Annotated in this window: 17 protein-coding genes; 6 read left to right on the top strand and 11 right to left on the bottom strand. The window is 66.2% G+C overall.

Translation table 11 applies throughout. The features are described from left to right. Nucleotides 1–126 precede the first annotated feature (126 nt). A complete protein-coding gene (gene guaB, locus FGF80_RS01885; protein WP_006184213.1) occupies nucleotides 127–1629 on the top strand; it encodes an IMP dehydrogenase in 1503 nt (500 codons plus the stop codon). Between the two features lie 63 nt (nucleotides 1630–1692). Here guaB and cmk read toward each other — a convergent pair whose 3' ends face one another. Together cmk and FGF80_RS01875 are read right to left on the bottom strand one after the other, a co-directional pair. Then, nucleotides 1693–2304 carry a (d)CMP kinase gene (gene cmk, locus FGF80_RS01880; protein ID WP_006184212.1) on the bottom strand — a complete coding sequence of 204 codons (612 nt, stop codon included), beginning with the start codon at nucleotides 2302–2304 and terminating at the stop codon, nucleotides 1693–1695. A 125-nt stretch (nucleotides 2305–2429) separates the two neighbouring features. After that, a complete protein-coding gene (locus tag FGF80_RS01875; protein WP_138651910.1) occupies nucleotides 2430–2909 on the bottom strand; it encodes a cupin domain-containing protein in 480 nt (159 codons plus the stop codon). Between the two features lie 164 nt (nucleotides 2910–3073). Between FGF80_RS01875 and FGF80_RS01870 the strand changes: the two genes are divergently transcribed. Beyond that, nucleotides 3074–3613, top strand: a complete 540-nt coding sequence (locus FGF80_RS01870; protein ID WP_138655434.1) for a hypothetical protein — start codon at nucleotides 3074–3076, stop codon at nucleotides 3611–3613. Between the two features lie 91 nt (nucleotides 3614–3704). On the opposite strand, the gene FGF80_RS01865 is transcribed toward FGF80_RS01870, so the two are convergent. The 7 genes from FGF80_RS01865 to FGF80_RS01835 form a co-directional block, all read right to left on the bottom strand. Then, a complete protein-coding gene (locus FGF80_RS01865; RefSeq protein WP_138651908.1) occupies nucleotides 3705–5465 on the bottom strand; it encodes a YcaO-like family protein in 1761 nt (586 codons plus the stop codon). Between the two features lie 59 nt (nucleotides 5466–5524). Further along, nucleotides 5525–6763: a cation:proton antiporter gene (locus FGF80_RS01860; protein WP_138651906.1), complete on the bottom strand. Its 1239-nt coding sequence runs from the start codon at nucleotides 6761–6763 to the stop codon at nucleotides 5525–5527. Nucleotides 6764–6908: 145 nt separating this feature from the next. Further along, nucleotides 6909–8348, bottom strand: a complete 1440-nt coding sequence (locus FGF80_RS01855) for an MATE family efflux transporter (protein WP_006184205.1) — start codon at nucleotides 8346–8348, stop codon at nucleotides 6909–6911. Further along, nucleotides 8345–8938, bottom strand: a complete 594-nt coding sequence (locus tag FGF80_RS01850; RefSeq protein WP_006184204.1) for a TetR/AcrR family transcriptional regulator — start codon at nucleotides 8936–8938, stop codon at nucleotides 8345–8347. Before FGF80_RS01850 ends, FGF80_RS01855 begins: the two co-directional genes overlap by 4 nt. Before the next feature lie 198 nt (nucleotides 8939–9136). Further along, nucleotides 9137–9586 carry an RNA-binding protein gene (locus FGF80_RS01845; protein WP_006184203.1) on the bottom strand — a complete coding sequence of 150 codons (450 nt, stop codon included), beginning with the start codon at nucleotides 9584–9586 and terminating at the stop codon, nucleotides 9137–9139. A 76-nt stretch (nucleotides 9587–9662) separates the two neighbouring features. Continuing rightward, nucleotides 9663–9875 carry a DUF1918 domain-containing protein gene (locus FGF80_RS01840; protein ID WP_138651904.1) on the bottom strand — a complete coding sequence of 71 codons (213 nt, stop codon included), beginning with the start codon at nucleotides 9873–9875 and terminating at the stop codon, nucleotides 9663–9665. Between the two features lie 266 nt (nucleotides 9876–10141). Continuing rightward, nucleotides 10142–10366, bottom strand: coding sequence for a HalOD1 output domain-containing protein (locus FGF80_RS01835; protein WP_138651902.1), 225 nt, complete (start codon nucleotides 10364–10366; stop codon nucleotides 10142–10144). Nucleotides 10367–10528: 162 nt separating this feature from the next. On the opposite strand from FGF80_RS01835, the gene FGF80_RS01830 reads away from it, so the two are divergent. Next, nucleotides 10529–10711, top strand: coding sequence for a hypothetical protein (locus FGF80_RS01830; protein WP_006184199.1), 183 nt, complete (start codon nucleotides 10529–10531; stop codon nucleotides 10709–10711). 147 nt (nucleotides 10712–10858) lie between these two features. Here the strand turns inward: FGF80_RS01830 and FGF80_RS01825 are convergent, their stop codons facing one another. Further along, complete coding sequence (locus tag FGF80_RS01825; RefSeq protein WP_006184198.1) at nucleotides 10859–11548, bottom strand: type 1 glutamine amidotransferase domain-containing protein; 690 nt, start codon at nucleotides 11546–11548, stop codon at nucleotides 10859–10861. 153 nt (nucleotides 11549–11701) lie between these two features. On the opposite strand from FGF80_RS01825, the gene FGF80_RS01820 reads away from it, so the two are divergent. Further along, the gene (locus tag FGF80_RS01820) at nucleotides 11702–12166 is read left to right on the top strand and encodes an Hsp20/alpha crystallin family protein (protein WP_006184197.1); all 465 of its coding nucleotides are present in this window, start codon (nucleotides 11702–11704) and stop codon (nucleotides 12164–12166) included. A gap of 65 nt (nucleotides 12167–12231) precedes the next feature. Here the strand turns inward: FGF80_RS01820 and FGF80_RS01815 are convergent, their stop codons facing one another. Continuing rightward, complete coding sequence (locus FGF80_RS01815; RefSeq protein WP_006184196.1) at nucleotides 12232–13230, bottom strand: DHH family phosphoesterase; 999 nt, start codon at nucleotides 13228–13230, stop codon at nucleotides 12232–12234. A 257-nt stretch (nucleotides 13231–13487) separates the two neighbouring features. Between FGF80_RS01815 and FGF80_RS01810 the strand changes: the two genes are divergently transcribed. Next, on the top strand, nucleotides 13488–14666 hold the full coding sequence (locus tag FGF80_RS01810) for a thiolase domain-containing protein (protein ID WP_006184195.1): 1179 nt from the start codon (nucleotides 13488–13490) through the stop codon (nucleotides 14664–14666). Beyond that, nucleotides 14666–16210: a zinc ribbon domain-containing protein gene (locus tag FGF80_RS01805; RefSeq protein WP_138651900.1), complete on the top strand. Its 1545-nt coding sequence runs from the start codon at nucleotides 14666–14668 to the stop codon at nucleotides 16208–16210. Before FGF80_RS01810 ends, FGF80_RS01805 begins: the two co-directional genes overlap by 1 nt. Nucleotides 16211–16326 lie beyond the last annotated feature (116 nt).

Raw genomic sequence — 16326 nt, 5'->3', positions numbered from 1 at the left:
GGCCGTCTCGACCGCGACCACGGGTCCCGACACCAGTGGGCCGCATGACCCGTTGCTGGGGTCGTCAACCGTTGACACCCGCGGATATCTCGCAACGCTTTTTGCCCGGGGGGCCGGACGGTTTACATGGCGAACGACGTTCCCGAGCACGAGCCCTATTCTTCGAAACTGCAGGTACCGGAAGCGCTAACGTTCGACGATGTCCTTCTCCGCCCCAAGGAGAGCCGCGTCGAACCCGACGACGCTGACCTCACGTCGAACGTCTCGAAAAACGTCGAGGTCTCCGTCCCGATCCTCTCGGCGGCGATGGACACCGTCACCGAGAGCGACATGGCCATCGCGATGGCCCGCCACGGCGGCCTCGGCGTGCTCCATCGGAACATGAACGTCGACGAGATGGTCGAGGAGATCGGTCGCGTCAAGAGCGCCGACGAACTCATCATTCCGCTGGATTCGGTCGTCACCGCCGCTCCGGAGATGTCCGTCCGCGAGGTCGACGAACTGATGGCCCGCCACGGCGTCGGCGGCGCACCCGTCGTCAACACCAACGGCGAAGTCCTGGGGATCATCTCGAGTACGGACATTCGGCCCCACCTCGAGGTCAACGAGGACGATCCGGTCACCGAAGCGATGACCGACGAGGTCATCACGGCTCCCGAAGACGTCGACTCACGCGACGCCTTCGAGTTGATGTACGACCACAAGATCGAGCGCGTCCCGGTCGTCGACGACGAGAACCTCCTCGTGGGACTGGTCACGATGCAGGGCATCCTCCAGCGCCGCGAGTACAAGGAGGCCGTCCGCGACGAGGACGGCCGCCTCCGCTGTGGCGTCGCCGTCAGCCCGTTCGAACAGAACCGTGCGGCGGCCGCCGACGAGGCCGGCGCGGATGTCATCTTTATCGACACCGCGCACGCGCACAACCGGAACGTCATCGAAGGGGCCCGCGAGATTACGGACGCCGTCGACGCGGACGTCGTCGTGGGCAACATCGGGACGCGAGAGGCGGCCGAGGCTCTCGTCGACTTCGCCGATGGGCTGAAAGTCGGCATCGGACCGGGGTCGATCTGTACCACCCGCGTCGTCTCGGGTTCGGGCATGCCCCAGATCACGGCCGTCGCGCAGGTCGCCGACGTGGCCGCCGAACACGACGTGCCCGTGATCGCGGACGGCGGTATCCGCTACTCCGGCGACGCGATCAAGGCGATCGCCGCCGGTGCGGACGCGGTCATGCTCGGCTCGTACTTCGCCGGCACCGACGAAGCGCCGGGCCGCGTCGTCACGATGAACGGCAAGAAATACAAACAGTACCGCGGGATGGGGTCGGTCGGCGCGATGAAGTCCGGCGACGGCGACCGCTATCTCAAGGACGAACCGGAAGAAGAAGACGAGTACGTCCCCGAAGGCGTCGAAGCGGCAACGCCCTACAAGGGAACGCTCAAATCCGAGCTCCACCAGCTCGCCGGCGGCATGCAGTCGGGGATGGGGTACGTCGGTGCGGCGACGATCCCCGAATTCAAACAACGGAGCGAGTTCGTCCGCGTCTCCTCGGCCGGACAGGCCGAGAGCCACGCCCACGACGTCGTGATCACCGACGAAGCGCCGAACTACTCGCCCGACAGCGAGTAACCGCTGACCGACACGGCACTCGAGCCCTCAGGTGTACAGCGCGATGGCCCGCGATGACCGTCGCTAGATATCCATCGCGGGGGTGGTGAACGCGCCCTCGTCGAGTTCCGGATCGTACTCCTCGATCGCCGCGCGGACCAGCCGAAACACGCCGGCCTTGCTCCAGCGGGCGGTGTTGACGTGCAGATCGTAGAACGAGCGGTCGCCGATGTCGATCTCGTAGTACGACTCGTATCGGCCCGCTTCACTGACCTCCCGAACTCGCATCTCGGCCTCGGTCTCCGTACGGTCGTCGATCCGGTCGAGGCGGACGGTCTCCGGGGCATCGAGCCAGATGCGCAGGTCCGCCCGATCGCCGGCGAGCCAGCCCGCCAGCCGGGACTCGAGGATGAACGGTTTGTTTGCCATGCCCCACTCCTCGGCGATCTGTTGGAGTCGCTGGTCTAACGCGCGGTCGATCTCGTCGGACTCGTCGGCCTTCGCGGTCAGTTGATTGAGGCTCAGCTCCCGGTCGTCGGCGAGTTCGCGGAAGATGTCACCCCCCGAGACGTACGGACAGCCGATCGCATCGGCGAGTCGCTCACAGAGGGTCGTTGCACCGCAGCCCGGTGGCCCGGAGACGGTGATGAAGAGGGACGTGTCGATCTCCGCACTCGAACTGTCTTGTGCAGCCATATTCGGTGGTCTCGGCCCCGCATCAACAACGTTCCGCTCTTTCGGGACCGGACCGCTCGGGTCGCCGCGCGGAATCGGGAGCCGAACGCGTCACACAGGCGCGTTCGATCGTGACCTCGCGACCGCTACTGCGGCACGAACGCGTTTCCACACTCGGTACAGGTCAGCCGGAAGTTCCCGTCGTCGGTGAGTTCGAGGCCGTGGCCGACCTCGGCCTCGCAGTCCTGACAGTAGATCAGTGACTCGAGTTGGTCCCAGTCGTGTTTGGACTTGGGCGCGCCGAAGGCGAAGCCGACGATCTGCTCGTCGCCGTCGTTGTAGCCGTGCTGGAAGTCGCCGGGCTCGAACCGGATGACCTCGCCCTCGTCGACGGTGACCGTCCCATCGTCCGTGTCGAACGTCGCGGTCCCGGCCTGGATGTAGAAGACTTCTTCCTGGTCGTAGTGGGTGTGCATCCCGCCCGAGAACGACTCACCGGGATCGAGTTCGAAGTAGTTCATCGCGAAGTCCGAAAAGCCGAGCGCGTCCGAGACCGGCCGTCTGACCGAATGGACGTCCATGGGATTGGTTTCGATGTCGACGTCGTCGATTGCGACTTTCTCCATGCGTGGTCGTTCGTCTCCCGAGACAAAAGTCCCGTGGGTGGTGATGTCTGACGGTGTACGGGACTGCGTCCACTGTGGGTCGCGTTCCGAGAAGAGTAACGCATACAGTCGTCCGCCCCGGAGACGCACACGTGAACCGCCGTACGGTACTTCGGACCGCCGGGATGGCCGCGATCGTCGGGCTCTCGGGCTGTCTCGAGGCGCTCGAGGAGCACTATCAGGGCAGTTTCCAGGGGCTGGTGCCCATCGAGATTCACAGCGAGGCCGAGCGCCACTACGACCTCACGCTCGAGGCCTACGAATCCGGGACGAACCGGCAGACCTACGACGAGAGTTACACGGTCACGGCGAACCAGTCGGCGTCGCCCCCGCATCTCGATGCTGTCGAGCAGACCCTCCGCGTGGTCAAGTACGGCCGGGACGGCGAGGAACTGGCGTTCAGGGAGGCCACGATCACGCCGAACACGAAGTTCGTGAACGTGCGGCTCACCGACGACAATCTCATTCTGGATGTCCAACGGAGCGGGGAAACGGACGGCCCGGGGCCGACCGCCGAGCCCGAACCGGACGAGTCCGTGACGAACGGCTCCGGATCGGCCGGACCCGCGATGAACGAATCCGAGCCGGGCGACGACGAGACGGGAAACGGGGACGCGCCGGCAACCGAACGCGAGTCGCCGTCCGATCGCGATAGTACTAACTGAACCGATTCACACACCATCGCACAGCCGTTCTGCGAGCAGGGATGCAGTGTGACGATGCCGGCTTCGATACCGGACGGGATCGGCGACCGCGTCAGGGATACGGGTGGAACGCCCGCTCGAGGCGCGGTTCGAAGCCGAGTTCCGTCGGGACCGTCCGCGCTCGCTCGCCGAAGAACGGCTCGTCGGTGAACAGCGGTTGTGCGCCCGGCACCAGTACGCGGACGGCCTCGAACCCGAGTTCGTCGATATCGCGGGTCGTCAACCGGGCGGCGTACGGCGTCAGTCCGACGGCGGCCGTCCGCGAACACAGCGCCTCGAGTCGGTCGCGGCCGGTCGGCACGGGATCGGGCCCGACGCTCGCCGCCGGAACCGTCCGCTCGGTGTCGACGAAGGCTCGCACCCGAGCCGGGAACGAGGCGTACTCGCCGATCTCCCCGCCGGCATCGTCGGCGTCCGCCGGTCCGAGACTTCGGAGTTCCATCCAGTTCTGGAGCGCTTCCTCGAGCGCCGACGCCGCGGCCGCCGCGGCGTCGAGTCCGGCCGCCGAGCCGACGGCGAATGCCGGCCAGGAGTCGTCGTCGGCTCGGACCTCGCGTCCCTCGAGCGCGTCCGGGTCGCGGTGAACCGCGACGGCGACGACGGGAACGTCGATGTCCTGTGTGACGAGCAGCGGCGTCACCGACAGCCCCTCGCTCCGGGCGCGGCGCTCGAGCGCGTCGAAGGCGTCCGTCTCGACCGACAGTCCGAGCGGGTCGAACGTCGAGTACCACGCGAGCATCGTCGCGTCGCGCTCGATGACTTCTGTCAGCCCCGAACACAGCGCATCGACGGTCGAGGACCCCAGCCCCAGCCCGGTCGTGATCGCCGGGAGCAGCGACGTGCCGGGCTGGGGGAACTGTACCGCCGCGGCGGGGAGGTGCGCGGTCTCGCCAGTCACGAGGTTCTCGCCCGGAACCCAACGGCGGGCGTCGTTCCCGTCGTCGGCCGGCGCGTCGTCCGGCCGAACGAAGTCGGTCGGTGTGACCGGGTTCTCGAGGGCGGTCTCGCTCGTGCGGACGAAATCGGCCTCACGGTAGACGCCGGCGCAGTAGCGCTCGAGGCCCTCGCCGACGGCTTTCATCAGTGCTGCGTTCCAGTCGGTCGCGACGCCGGCCGCCTGTCGCGGCGCACTCGTGTCGCTGTATGCGGCGGTGTCCGCGACCGTCGACAGGTAGTAAGGGGCCGGGAACGACTCGATCTCGCCGATACTGGTGATCGGTCCGACGCGGTCGTCGATCGCTCCCTCAGCGCTGTCGACAGCGGCGTCGAGGGCGAGCGACGCGGCATCGCGGTCGAGCGAACGATCCCGGCCGCCCTCAGCACACACGCACCCGGGCACGGGCAGCAGCCGACGTCGGGCGTGGGGCACTTCGAGTACCTGTCCCATGATCGATCGTTCGTCGCCCGAGAGGACGCGCACGCACTCCCGGCCGGCGACCGCACCGGCGAATCGCGCTTCGCTGCGGTCGGCCTGTGGGCCGTCGGCTCGCTCTTCGACGTTCGACGCGACGCGGGCGCGCAGACAGTCGAAACACCCCGTCGCAGGCGCGAACCCGGTGATCGCGGCGTCGACGCCCGGCATGGGGTGCCCTCCGACACCGCCGATCTCGACGGCGATCCAGGGCGTTCCGCCCGTGCTGGCGGCCTCGTTCGCTCGGTCGAACGTCTCCGAACCGGCGACATCGCTGACGACTGCGAAACGAGCGTCCGTGAGCGCTGCCGGGTCGGCATCGCGGACACCGATATCGACGTCATCGAGCGCGGTGACGACCGCCTCGCGGACCGGATCATCACCCACGACGTGGACTTGCATACTCCTCCCTGCTGGCGCGGGCGGCAAAAACGCCCCGCTCGAGAGGCGGCGGGCCAGGATCAGTCCTCGGCCGCGGCCGCCGAGTCGACGTAGACGAGTTCCCCCCGCGCCTCGAGCAGGCGGACGCCCCAGGTGACGGTAACGGGGACGAGCGCGGTCGTGAACACGGCGATGAAGACGAGGATCGATAACAGCTCCGCGTCGATAATCCCGGCTTCGAAGGCGACCTGCGCGATGATGATTTCGACGGTCCCGCGGCCGTTCATGCCGAAGCCGACGACCAGTCCCTCGCGGGAGGTAAGCGACGTCGGCACGGAAAACAGCCACGAACCGACGATCTTCCCGACGAACGCGATGACGACCAGACCGGCGAGGACGGCAATGGAATCGGAGAAGACGCTGAACGTGATCTCGAAGCCGACCGTGACGAAGAAGATGGGAGCGAACAGCCCCATCGCGAGGTCGTACATAACCGTATGCATGTGCTCGTAGAGCCCGGTCTCGACGTCCGCCTGCCGGAGAAACATCCCCGCGACGAACCCGCCGATGATCATGTGGAGGTCCGCGAGCGTCGCGAGGTGGGCGAACAGCAGGGAGACGAGGAGGGCGAACGTAAACGCGGTGGTTCGGTCGACGAACCCGTACCGTTCGCGCTGGCGCTCGATCGATCGCCACGCGATCGGGAGGAACTGATAGCCGATCAGGAGCGTCACTGCGAAGAACCCGATCGCCTGCAGGAGGATCATCGCGATCTCGGCCGGATCGAGTGAGCCCACGGTCACGTAGCTATCGACGCCCGCGAAGGCGATGAGGACTCCCACGTCGGAGGCGAGCGCGCCGCCGAGCAACACGTTCGCGATCCGGGTGTCCAGCAGCTCGAGGTCGGCGAGAATGCGGGACTTCGTGGCCAGCGACGTAGCGGCCATTGCAAGCCCGATGAACAGCGCCGCGCCGACGGAGACGCCGAGCCAGATGCCGGCCACGTAGCCGAGGCCGAACGGAATGACGAACGCGCCGAAGGCGATCAGCAGCGACTGGGGGCCGAGTTCGAACAGCTCCCGCAGATCGACCTCCATGCCGACGTAAACCATCAGGAGGAACACCCCGAGCTCGGAGAGGACCGAGAGGAGTTCCGAGGGACGCAGGAGTCCGAACAGCGCGGGACCGAAGGCGATGCCGGCGAACAGTTCGCCCATCATCGTCGGATAGCCGACGCGCTCGGCGATCGCACCGAACACCCACGCAACCGAGAGAACGAGGAGGAGGCTCAGGATATCGATGGAAACGGTTTCGACCATCGTTACGGCCACCCGTCGTCCGGCGGTCGAACGTATCGTGGGACTCGCGGTCGGCCCTGCCGGTGTGGACTCATTGTTGATTCACCTCTCGAAACTGGGCTCGGTCAGCTGTGACGGCACACAGCCACTTTACTGGACAGGGCGGTCAGTCGTCGGTGCTGGTCTCGAGATCGTCACCGATCGCCGGTCCAGACGGGCCTTCGGTGACGGCGACGTCTCGCCAGGTACCCCGTCGGTACCAGCCGTAGGCGAGGCCGGCACCGACGACGTTCGAGACCGCAAAGGCGATCCAGATGCCGCGGTACTCCATCGTCGTCCGCGAGAGGGAGTAGGCGATCGGGAGCCGGACGGCAGCGTATGTGACGAGGACGATCGCCGCCGCGGTGAGCGTCTTTCCGGTTCCGCGGAAGCTACCGTTGTAGGCCCGCATGACGCCGATGAAGCCGAAGGACGGCGCGACGTACCGGAGGAAGGTAACGCCCACCTCGATGACCTGGGCGTCGTCGGTGAAGGCAGCGGTGATGGGTCGTGCGCCGAACCATGCGACGATACCCATCGCACCGAGGACGAGGAACATGATTCGGGCGGCGAAGTCGGCGGCGGCCGCCGCGCGGTCCGGTTTGTCCGCCCCGACGTTCTGGCCGGTCATCGTCTCAACGCCGCGGGCGACCGCGATCGCAGGGAGGAAGACGACCGAGAACACGCGGGTGCCGATGCCGTAGGCAGCGACGACGTAGGTCGGGAACAGGCCGACGATCACCAACAGCAGGTTGATCGACAGGGCTCTTCCCATGCCTTCGATGGACGCGGGAAAGCCGATCGAGACGATTTTCTTGGCGAAGGCGAGGTCCGGACGCATCTCTCGGAGCCGGATCTTGACCCCTCGCGTCCCGCGGAACATGATCGCGAGTCCGACGATGAGTGCGAGTGCGCGGGAGAAGACCGTCGCGATCGCCGCCCCCTCGATCCCCAACGTCGGGAACGGCCCCCAGCCGAAGATCAGGAACGGGTCGAGGACGACGTTGAGCAGGACGGAGCCGAACATCACCAGCATCGGCGTGATCGTGTCGCCGTAGCCCCGCATGAGCGCGATAAAGACGAAGAACCCGAACATGAAGGGCATCCCCAGCGAGATAACCTGCATGTAGTCGGTCGCCAGCGGTAACACGTCCTGTGACGCGCCGAAGAGTCCGAGCAGTCCCTCGACGAAAACGTAGCCGATGAGCCCCAGCCCCAACGCGCCGAGCAGCGACAGCGCGACGGTCTGGGAGGCGGCGTACTCGGCCTCGGCCTCCTCGTCGGCACCGATATGCTGTGCAACCAAGACGCTACCGGCGACCGATAGCCCCATCCCGACGGAGATGAGCAGGAAGACCATCGGGAACGCGAAGCTGATCGCCGCGAGCGCTTCGGTGCTGTACTGGCCGAGCCAGAACGTATCGATGAGATTGTAGGCCGTCTGCAACAGGTTCGTTACGATGATCGGCAGCGACAGGTAGAACAGCGGCTTCGCGATGCCGCCCGAGGTGAGATCGAACTCGTCGCGACCTTTGAACAGTCTGGAAATCCGATCCAGAAGGCTCATTCGGCGGCCTCCATTTCGTCGTCGACCGTCGTGTCCGTGTCATCCGCCAGGAGGTATTCGTCGATGTACTGGTGGACGTGACGTTTCGTCCGCTCCGGGGACCGATCGACCGCGGCCGCTCGTGTCTCCGACCCGTTCGAGACCGTGACGAGGAAGTCGGCCGTCTCGTCCGGGTCGACATCAGCGCGGAACTCCCCCGCCTCGAGCCCGTCCGCGACGAGGCTCGCGAGACGCTCGTGGAGCGCCCTGTCGAACTCGGCCAGTTGCTCCCGATAGGCCTCGTTGTACGGCGACTGGGCCTTGATCTCGAGGATCGCCGTCCGGAACTCCTCCGCGGACTCCTCGTCGGTCGGAGTCAGCAACTCGTCGAGGAACTCGTGGAGCCGCTCGGTCGGCGTCTCCCCGGGAATCGTCCGCGTCCGCTCCTCGAACCTGTTCAGGAGAAACGCCAGAAACGACTCGAGGAGGTCCTGTTTCCCCTCGAAGTGATAGTGAAGGGTTCCCTTGCTTTTGCTCGATTCCTCGGCGATATCCTGCATCGTCAACTCCGCGTAGCCGTGCTTACACAGCGCGCCGTACGTTGCGTCCATTAGATCGTCGATCGTCCCATCTGTCATTCAGAAAATCTCTACACGGGCTTACTGACTGGCCAGTCAAAAGCCCTTCGCAACCGGGCGATCACGTTCGGTCGAATCGGACGGAATCACCCAGGGAAGGCTGGGGCGCATCGAAATCGCTCTCGGAGACCGGACTGAGACGGTGCGTTCCGGACCGATCGCCGAGGCTGGTTACGCCCGGTCGCGCAGGCGCTCGAGAACCGTTTCGGCGTTCTCGACGGCCTGTTCTTTCTTCGCCGGGTAGGCCTCGACCTTCCCGCGGAAGGTGATCCCCTGTCCGAGGCGGACGTCCCCCGCGAAGGCCGCCTGTTTGTCGAGTCGCAAGAAGAGTTCGGTGTTCTCGGTGACCCGTTCGTCGAGTTCGTCGGTCAGTTCGTCGAAGCTCTCGAGGTCAGCCAACCGCGAGAGGACGTGTCGGAGATCGTCGGCGTTCTCGACGCGGGCCGAGAGGACGAGGATACGGTCGCCGTAGTGGCCCTCGCTCTCGGTGCGCTCGATCTCGAACGGCTCGTCGTCGCCGTCGGGGAGGAAGGTGCGAAGCGCTTCCTCGACGCGTTTTTCGTCCTCGGTGGCGTAGCAGAACGTCCGTAAATCGACGTAGTGAAGCGGTATTTGTGGCATCTGCGATTCGAAAGTCGGTGTGATGAGTGCGGGCGCGGTGGTGACGGGACTCGAGAGGCCGAGCCGCAGGCGGTGTTTACTCCTCGTCGGCGTCGGCGTCGACGTCTTCGGCAGCAGCCGCCTCGAGATCGTCCTCGGGGACGCCGGCCTCCTGCCCGTCGTCGAAGCTGATGGTGTAGGTAACGTCGCCGAACATCGACTCCATCGTCTGGGAGACGGTGCCGGTTTCGCCGTCGAACTCGCTGTGCTCGTCGTGTAGGACGACGCGGTCGTCTTCCTCGAAGCTCATGAGTTGTGATTCCCCGTCTGCGTGTAAAAAGGGACTGATTTGGACGTACTGGTATTGTCGCCGTCAGGCAGGCGTAACCGGGGTTCAGGCAGCGTGACGAGGGAGTGGGACCGATCCGTTCGGCGAAGCTCGAGCCTGCCAGGAGTGGACTGCAACAGCGGGAGCGTCACCACTGACCGTCACTGCACACCGGAGTACACGACGACGGTGCGTTCAGTGTGTCAATCGTTTCAGTTGCTACGATATTCGAAGGAGGCAAAACCGGCTCATTCGAGAACGACTCGCTCGGCATCAACGGTCACTGTGAAGTCCTGATAGTCAAATGCGACGCGGACAGTGCCATTACCGGTGACGAGCGTATTGAGGGCCTCGGGATCGATCGTATCGTACAACGGTTCGAGTTCCAGGACCGGTGTATTCGTTTCCGTAGCGACAGCGCGAAGGACGGTCTGGCTCGGGGAATCGCTCCCCTCGATCTGGCGTACGATCATGGGTGTCGTATTTGATGGGGATGTCCCCCGTGTTTTCAATCGTGTGTTGCCGGCTAAGCGTTTTAAACATTTTGAACAGTTCAATAGAGCAATTATAAATGTACATTGTACGCAATATAACTAAAAAGGCGTATCTGCGTATCGACGCCAACAGGACGTACGATGGTGAAGAAGACTGTGAAGGTGCGTGGGCGAAAAGGGACCGCGACGATGGACCTCTCCATTCCAGCGGCAATTACCCGAGAGTTCGACATTGAGCGTGGTGATGTCCTTTCCGTGGAGACCGACACGGATGAGAAAGATCGGTTAGTTTTGCAGTACACTCGAGTCTACGACGGAGAATAGCGGTGGTCAAACGCGGTCGCACGCCGTCACAGCCGACCCGGAGTGGCGCTCATCGGCCCGGCGACACGGCGGCCTCCTGACACGGACTCGCGGGGACGGACGCCTCGATCGAGGAAACCGACCGCGGCGAATCGGCTCCCGATCCGTTCAGGCCTCTGATTCGACGTCGAGTTCCTCGAGGAGGGTTTCGGCGGCCGCGCTCGAGGAGCCGGGCCCGCGGGCGGTGAGCAGGTCGCCGTCGACGGTGACGCTGGTCGCCGACTCGAGTTCGGCGTCCCAGTTGCCGCCGGCCGCTTTCACTTCGTCTTCGGTCCAGTAGGGCAGTTTGCGGCCGTCGGGCATGCGATCGGCCTCGTCGACGATGCCCTCCTCCCACTCGTTGGGGAAGCCGGTCACGTCGCGTCCGTTGACGATGAACGCGCCGTGGCTGTCGCGGGCGAACCCGAGCATACCGACGGCGTGGCAGACGACGAGCGCCTTGCCGTCGCCTTCGACGATGTCCCGGAGGAGTTCGCGAGCGTGTTTGTCCTGGTTGATGTCCCACGCGGTGCCGTGGCCACCGGGGAAGACGACGGTGTCGTACCCCTCGGCGTCGGCCTGTGCGACCGGGATCGGGTCGTTCAGTCGCTCGTCGGTCTCGTGGACCTCGCGGACGTGTTCGGCGGTCTCCTCGCCGACCTCGTCGGGGTCGAGCGACCGCTCGTCGATGACCGGCGGACTCCCCGACGGCGTCGCAACCGTGATCTCGACGCCCGCGTCCGAGAGCGTCTCGAGCGGCTCGACGCATTCCTCTCCCCAGTACCCTTCTTCGCTGACGACGAATAGTGCGTCCGTCATGCATCACTTCTAAGACGGGGAGCGTAAAAACGACCAGCCCACCCCTCGGTTCTGCCGCAAGTCGCTGCGCTTACAGGTCCGTCTGGGGGAGCCTCACGGTGATCGTGGGTTGCTTTTTTCGCCGTCGACGCCCTACCTTCGGGAGGTGATCTCATGGCAGACCGACCGCGTCCGTTCGACGGTATCGACGACCTGCTCGACCGACTGAACCGGCAGATCGAAACGGCGGCCCGATCGTGGGAATCGCAGGTCGACAACCGAAGCCAGTTCGATCTCTCGATGAGCGGTGCGGAGACGAGTCTGGACCTCGCGGATGAGGGCGACGAGTTCGTCGTCACCGTCGACGTCCCTGGCTACGAGAGCGACGACCTCGAGTTGCGCCTCTCCGGGCAAACGGTGGCGGTGTCCGGCGAACGGGAGCAACGGCGGGAGGCCGGCGGCGACGAGGAGACGTACATTCGGCGCGAACGGAAAACGCAGTCGTTCAGCCGTCAGGTTCGGTTGCCGGAGCCGGTCGATGTCGACGCGGTTCGAGCGAGCGTCAACAACGGCATCCTGACGGTGCGACTGCCGAAACACGAGCCGTCGGCCGACGCACACTCGATCGACATCGACTAGTCCGCGTCGACGAGTCGCTCGCTCGTCGCCGCCGGCCCCAAGCGTCCCGACGGTTCCCGTCGGTATCACTCGTCGAGGTTCAACGCGTCGAAAAACCGGCGTGTGAGTCGTCCGCCCACGAAGGACAGCAGTTCGTCCTCATCGCCGCCCTCGTCCGCGAAGAGGCCGAGTTCGATTCGGCCGCCCGCCATGTCGTGGTGACCGCCGACGGCACCGAGTTCGTCGAAGCCCGCCTCCAGCGTCTCGCCCATGTGGACTCGCGGATCGATCGACCGGCCGCTCAGCCGGATCGCGTCGCCCACGACGCCGTAAACCAGTACCGTATCGACGCCCTCGAGGTTGAGCAGGTAATCCGCCGCCTGTGGTAACGCGTCGGTTTCACCGGTCTTGCCCACGCTCGCGACGAGCGACGACCCCCGGCGTTCGCGGCTGACGATCGCCCGACCGATCGCGTCCAGCGTTCCGGGCGAGAACGCGCTGCCGTACAGTTGCTCCAGGATTTCGAGTTCCGCGTCGGGGTAGACCGCGAGCGCCGCCTCGTACTCCCGTCGCGTGGGTTCGCGGACGAAGTCCAGCCGCTCGCGGTGGAGCGCGAAGAGCAACGCGGAGGCCAGCCGCGACGTCAGATCGACCTCGAGTTCCTGTAGGTACTCGACGAAGATCGTCGCCGTCGCGCCGTAGTCGGCGCGAACGTCCTCGAACGCGGCATCGGCCGGCTCGCCCGGATGGTGATCGATGACGACATCGGGAGTGACGCTCGCCGGGACCTCGGTGTTCGCTCCCGGTCTGGTGTGGTCGACGAAGCTCACGCTGTCGTACTCCTCGATCGTCGTCTCCGAGAGCGTCCGAAGACTGATCTCGAGTAAGTTGACGAACGCACGGTTTTGCTGGTGAGAAATCTCGCCGCCGTATGCGATCGCCACGTCCGCGACCGCGTGTTCGGACGCGATCGCCTCGAGTGCGAGCGCGCTGGCGAGACAGTCCGGATCGGGATTGTCGTGACAGACGATCGCCAGCGAGTCGGTCCGCTCGAGGACGGACACGAGGTCGGCCGCACGAGACATATTCGACGTACGGGAACGAAACGCTTGAATCCCGCGTCGCGTCTCAGGAGCGACGAAACTGAGCGGGGGCGCGTCGGCTCCGACCCCCGCCCGACAGGAACGTCGTTGGGTCGTGCGTGACGGTGGGGTCGAACCCACCGGGGTCGTCCCGACGGATCTCACGCATCGGCACAGTCGTCACCCCGTTCGAGACCGGCTGTCCGGCGCGAACCGTGCGTATCGGACACTTATTTCATCCGGCTCACTAAACGGAGTGTATGCGAGACGCATATCTCGTCGGCGCGGGACAGTCGGACTACGGGGCCTTCCCCGCGGAGAGCTACCGCTCCCTGTTCCGCACGGCGTTCGATGCGGCGACGGACAGCGTGCCGAAGGGGCTCGAGGCCGGGGACGTCGACGAGGCGTTCGTCGGTACTCTCGGCGTCGGCGGCCGCCAACTCGGTCTTTCCGGCCCCGCAGTGACCGAACACGTCGGCCTCGACGGCGTGCCGACGACGCGCGTCGAGAACGCCTGCGCGGCCAGCGGCTTCGCCGTGCGACAGGCCGTCCAAGCCGTCAAGTCGGGGATGGCGGACGTCGTTCTCGCCGGCGGCTTCGAGATCATGTCGGACATGAGTTCGGACGCGACGAAGTACTGGCTCGGCGTCTCCGGGGAGACCGAATGGGAACGGCTCTCGGGGACCACCTTCTCGGGTGTCTACGCCCAGATGGCCTCGGTCCACATGGCGCAGTACGGCACCACGCGCGAGCACCTCTCGCGGGTCGCCGTGAAGAACCACGCCAACGGCGCGAAAAACCCCCACGCACAGTTGGGATTCGAGTGTTCGCTCGAGGACGCCCAGTCCGCGCCGGTCGTCGCGGACCCGTTGAACCTCTATCACTGCTGTCCGACCTCGGATGGGGCGGCCTGTGCGCTGATCGTCAGCGAGGACGTGGTCGACGACTACACGGACGATCCGATCCGGGTCGCCGGCGTCGGTGCCGGCAGCGACACCGTCGGCCTCTTCCAGCGCGACACCTACACCGGCGTGCCGGCGAGTCAGCGCGCCGCCGAGACGGCCTACGAGATGGCCGACATCGAGCCCGACGCACTCGACTTCGCGGAGGTTCACGACTGCTTCGCCATCGCGGAACTGCTGGCGTACGAGGACCTGGGCTTCTGTGAACCGGGCGAGGCCGGTCAGTTGATCGAGTCCGGCGCGACGGAACTCGGCGGCGAGCTCCCCGTGAACACCTCCGGCGGCCTCAAGTCCAAGGGCCACCCCATCGGCGCGACGGGTGCCGGACAGGTCGTCGAAGCCTACAAACAACTCTCCGGGAACGCGGGCGCACGACAGGTCGAGACCCCCACCCGCGGGCTGACCCACAACGTCGGCGGCAGCGGTGGTGCCGCCGTCGTTCACGTGTTCGAAAAGGAAGGGGAGGTGAGCGCGTAATGGCCGCGATTACCGGCGTCGGCGCGTACGCACCGCGGTTCCGCATCACCAGCGAGGCCTTCGAGGACGCTTGGGGCCAGTTCCACGCCGCCGGCGTCACCCAGAAGGCCGTCCCCTCGGCCGACGAGGACGCCCTGACGATGGGCTACGAGGCCGCGACCCGCGCGCTCGAGGCGGCCGAGACCGACCCCGACGAAATCGATTGGCTCGCGTTCGCCTCCTCGCGGCCGCCGACTGCCGAGGAGGACCTGACCGCCCGCCTCGGTGCGATGGTCGCGCTCTCCGAGTCCGCGACCCGCCACGCGTTCACCGGCAGCACGCGCGCCGGAACGCGGGCGCTGTGGGCCGCTCTCGACGCGCTCGAGGCTGATTCGACGACCGCGCTCGTCGTCGCCGCCGACGCGCCGCAGGGCGATCCCGACGACGGGATCGATCACGCCGCCGGGGCCGGCAGTGCGGCGTTCGTCCTCGAGCGCGAGGGCCCCGCGGAGATCGTCGACCGCGCCGAGTATTCCGCGCCGTATCCCGGCACCCGGTTCCGCAACGCCGGCGAGGACGAGACGCAGGGGCTCGGCATCACCCAGTACGACCGACGGGCGTTCACCGAGACGATCGGCGGTGCCGTCGCCGGGCTCGAGGACGAACCCACCCCCGATGCGGTTGCGATCCAGGCCCCCGACGGGAAACTCCCCTATCGCGCCGCGGGCGCGGCCGGCGTCGGGACCGAGGAGATTCGAGCCGCCGCGACGGTCCACGAGCTGGGCGACCTCGGCGCTGCGAGCGTCCCCGTCTCGCTGGCGACCGCACTCGCGGACGGGTACGAGTCCATCCTCGCGGTCTCCCATGGCAGCGGCGCGGGGGCCGACGCGGTCGTCGTCAGCGTTGCGTCGGAGACACGCCAAAGCGACGGCGACGTGCCGGCAGTAACGGCACTCGAGGGTGACGACCCGCTCACCTACGCCGAGTACCTGCGCCAGCGCGGCATCGTGACCACGGGGCCGCCATCGGGCGGCGGTGCTTACGTCAGCGTCCCTTCCTGGCGGCGCTCGATTCCCCAGCGATACCGGCTCGAGGCGGGCCGCTGTTCGGAGTGCGATGCGCTTTCGTTCCCGCCGAACGGTGCCTGTGACGACTGCGGCGCGCTCGCCGACTACGAGCCTATCGAACTCGCGGGCGAGGGGACGATCGAGGCCGTGACGACGATCTCCCAGGGCGGCGCGCCACCGGAGTTCGCCGAACAGCAGGCCCAGTCGGGCGACTACGCGGCCGCGATCGTCGCGCTCGAGACGGACGGTGCGTCGGAGACGCACCGAAAAGACGGTGATCACGCGGAGCGAAACTCCGCGGACCGTTCGAGCGGGCAGCGCCAGCGAGAAGAAGGCGTCGATAGCGGCGACGAGACCGTTAGCGTCCCCGCGATGGGCACCGATGCCGACCCCGCCGATTTCTCCGTCGGTGAGCGGATTGAGACGACGATTCGCCGGATCTACACGCAGGAAGGCGTCACCCGCTACGGATTCAAGATTCGGCCCGCGGGCGAGTAGCGGGCTCGAGCCGTCGAAACTGGGGTTTCGGCTCCGTCGAAGAGCGGAACTCGTCTTGGTGAGCGAGAGTACTCACTGAACGTCACTGCAACCTGACCGCACGACGGCGTTGCAGT

The organism is Natrinema pallidum, from assembly GCF_005890195.1.
In the GTDB taxonomy this organism is placed as follows: domain Archaea; phylum Halobacteriota; class Halobacteria; order Halobacteriales; family Natrialbaceae; genus Natrinema; species Natrinema pallidum.
This window is presented reverse-complemented; position numbering and strand designations above follow the sequence as displayed.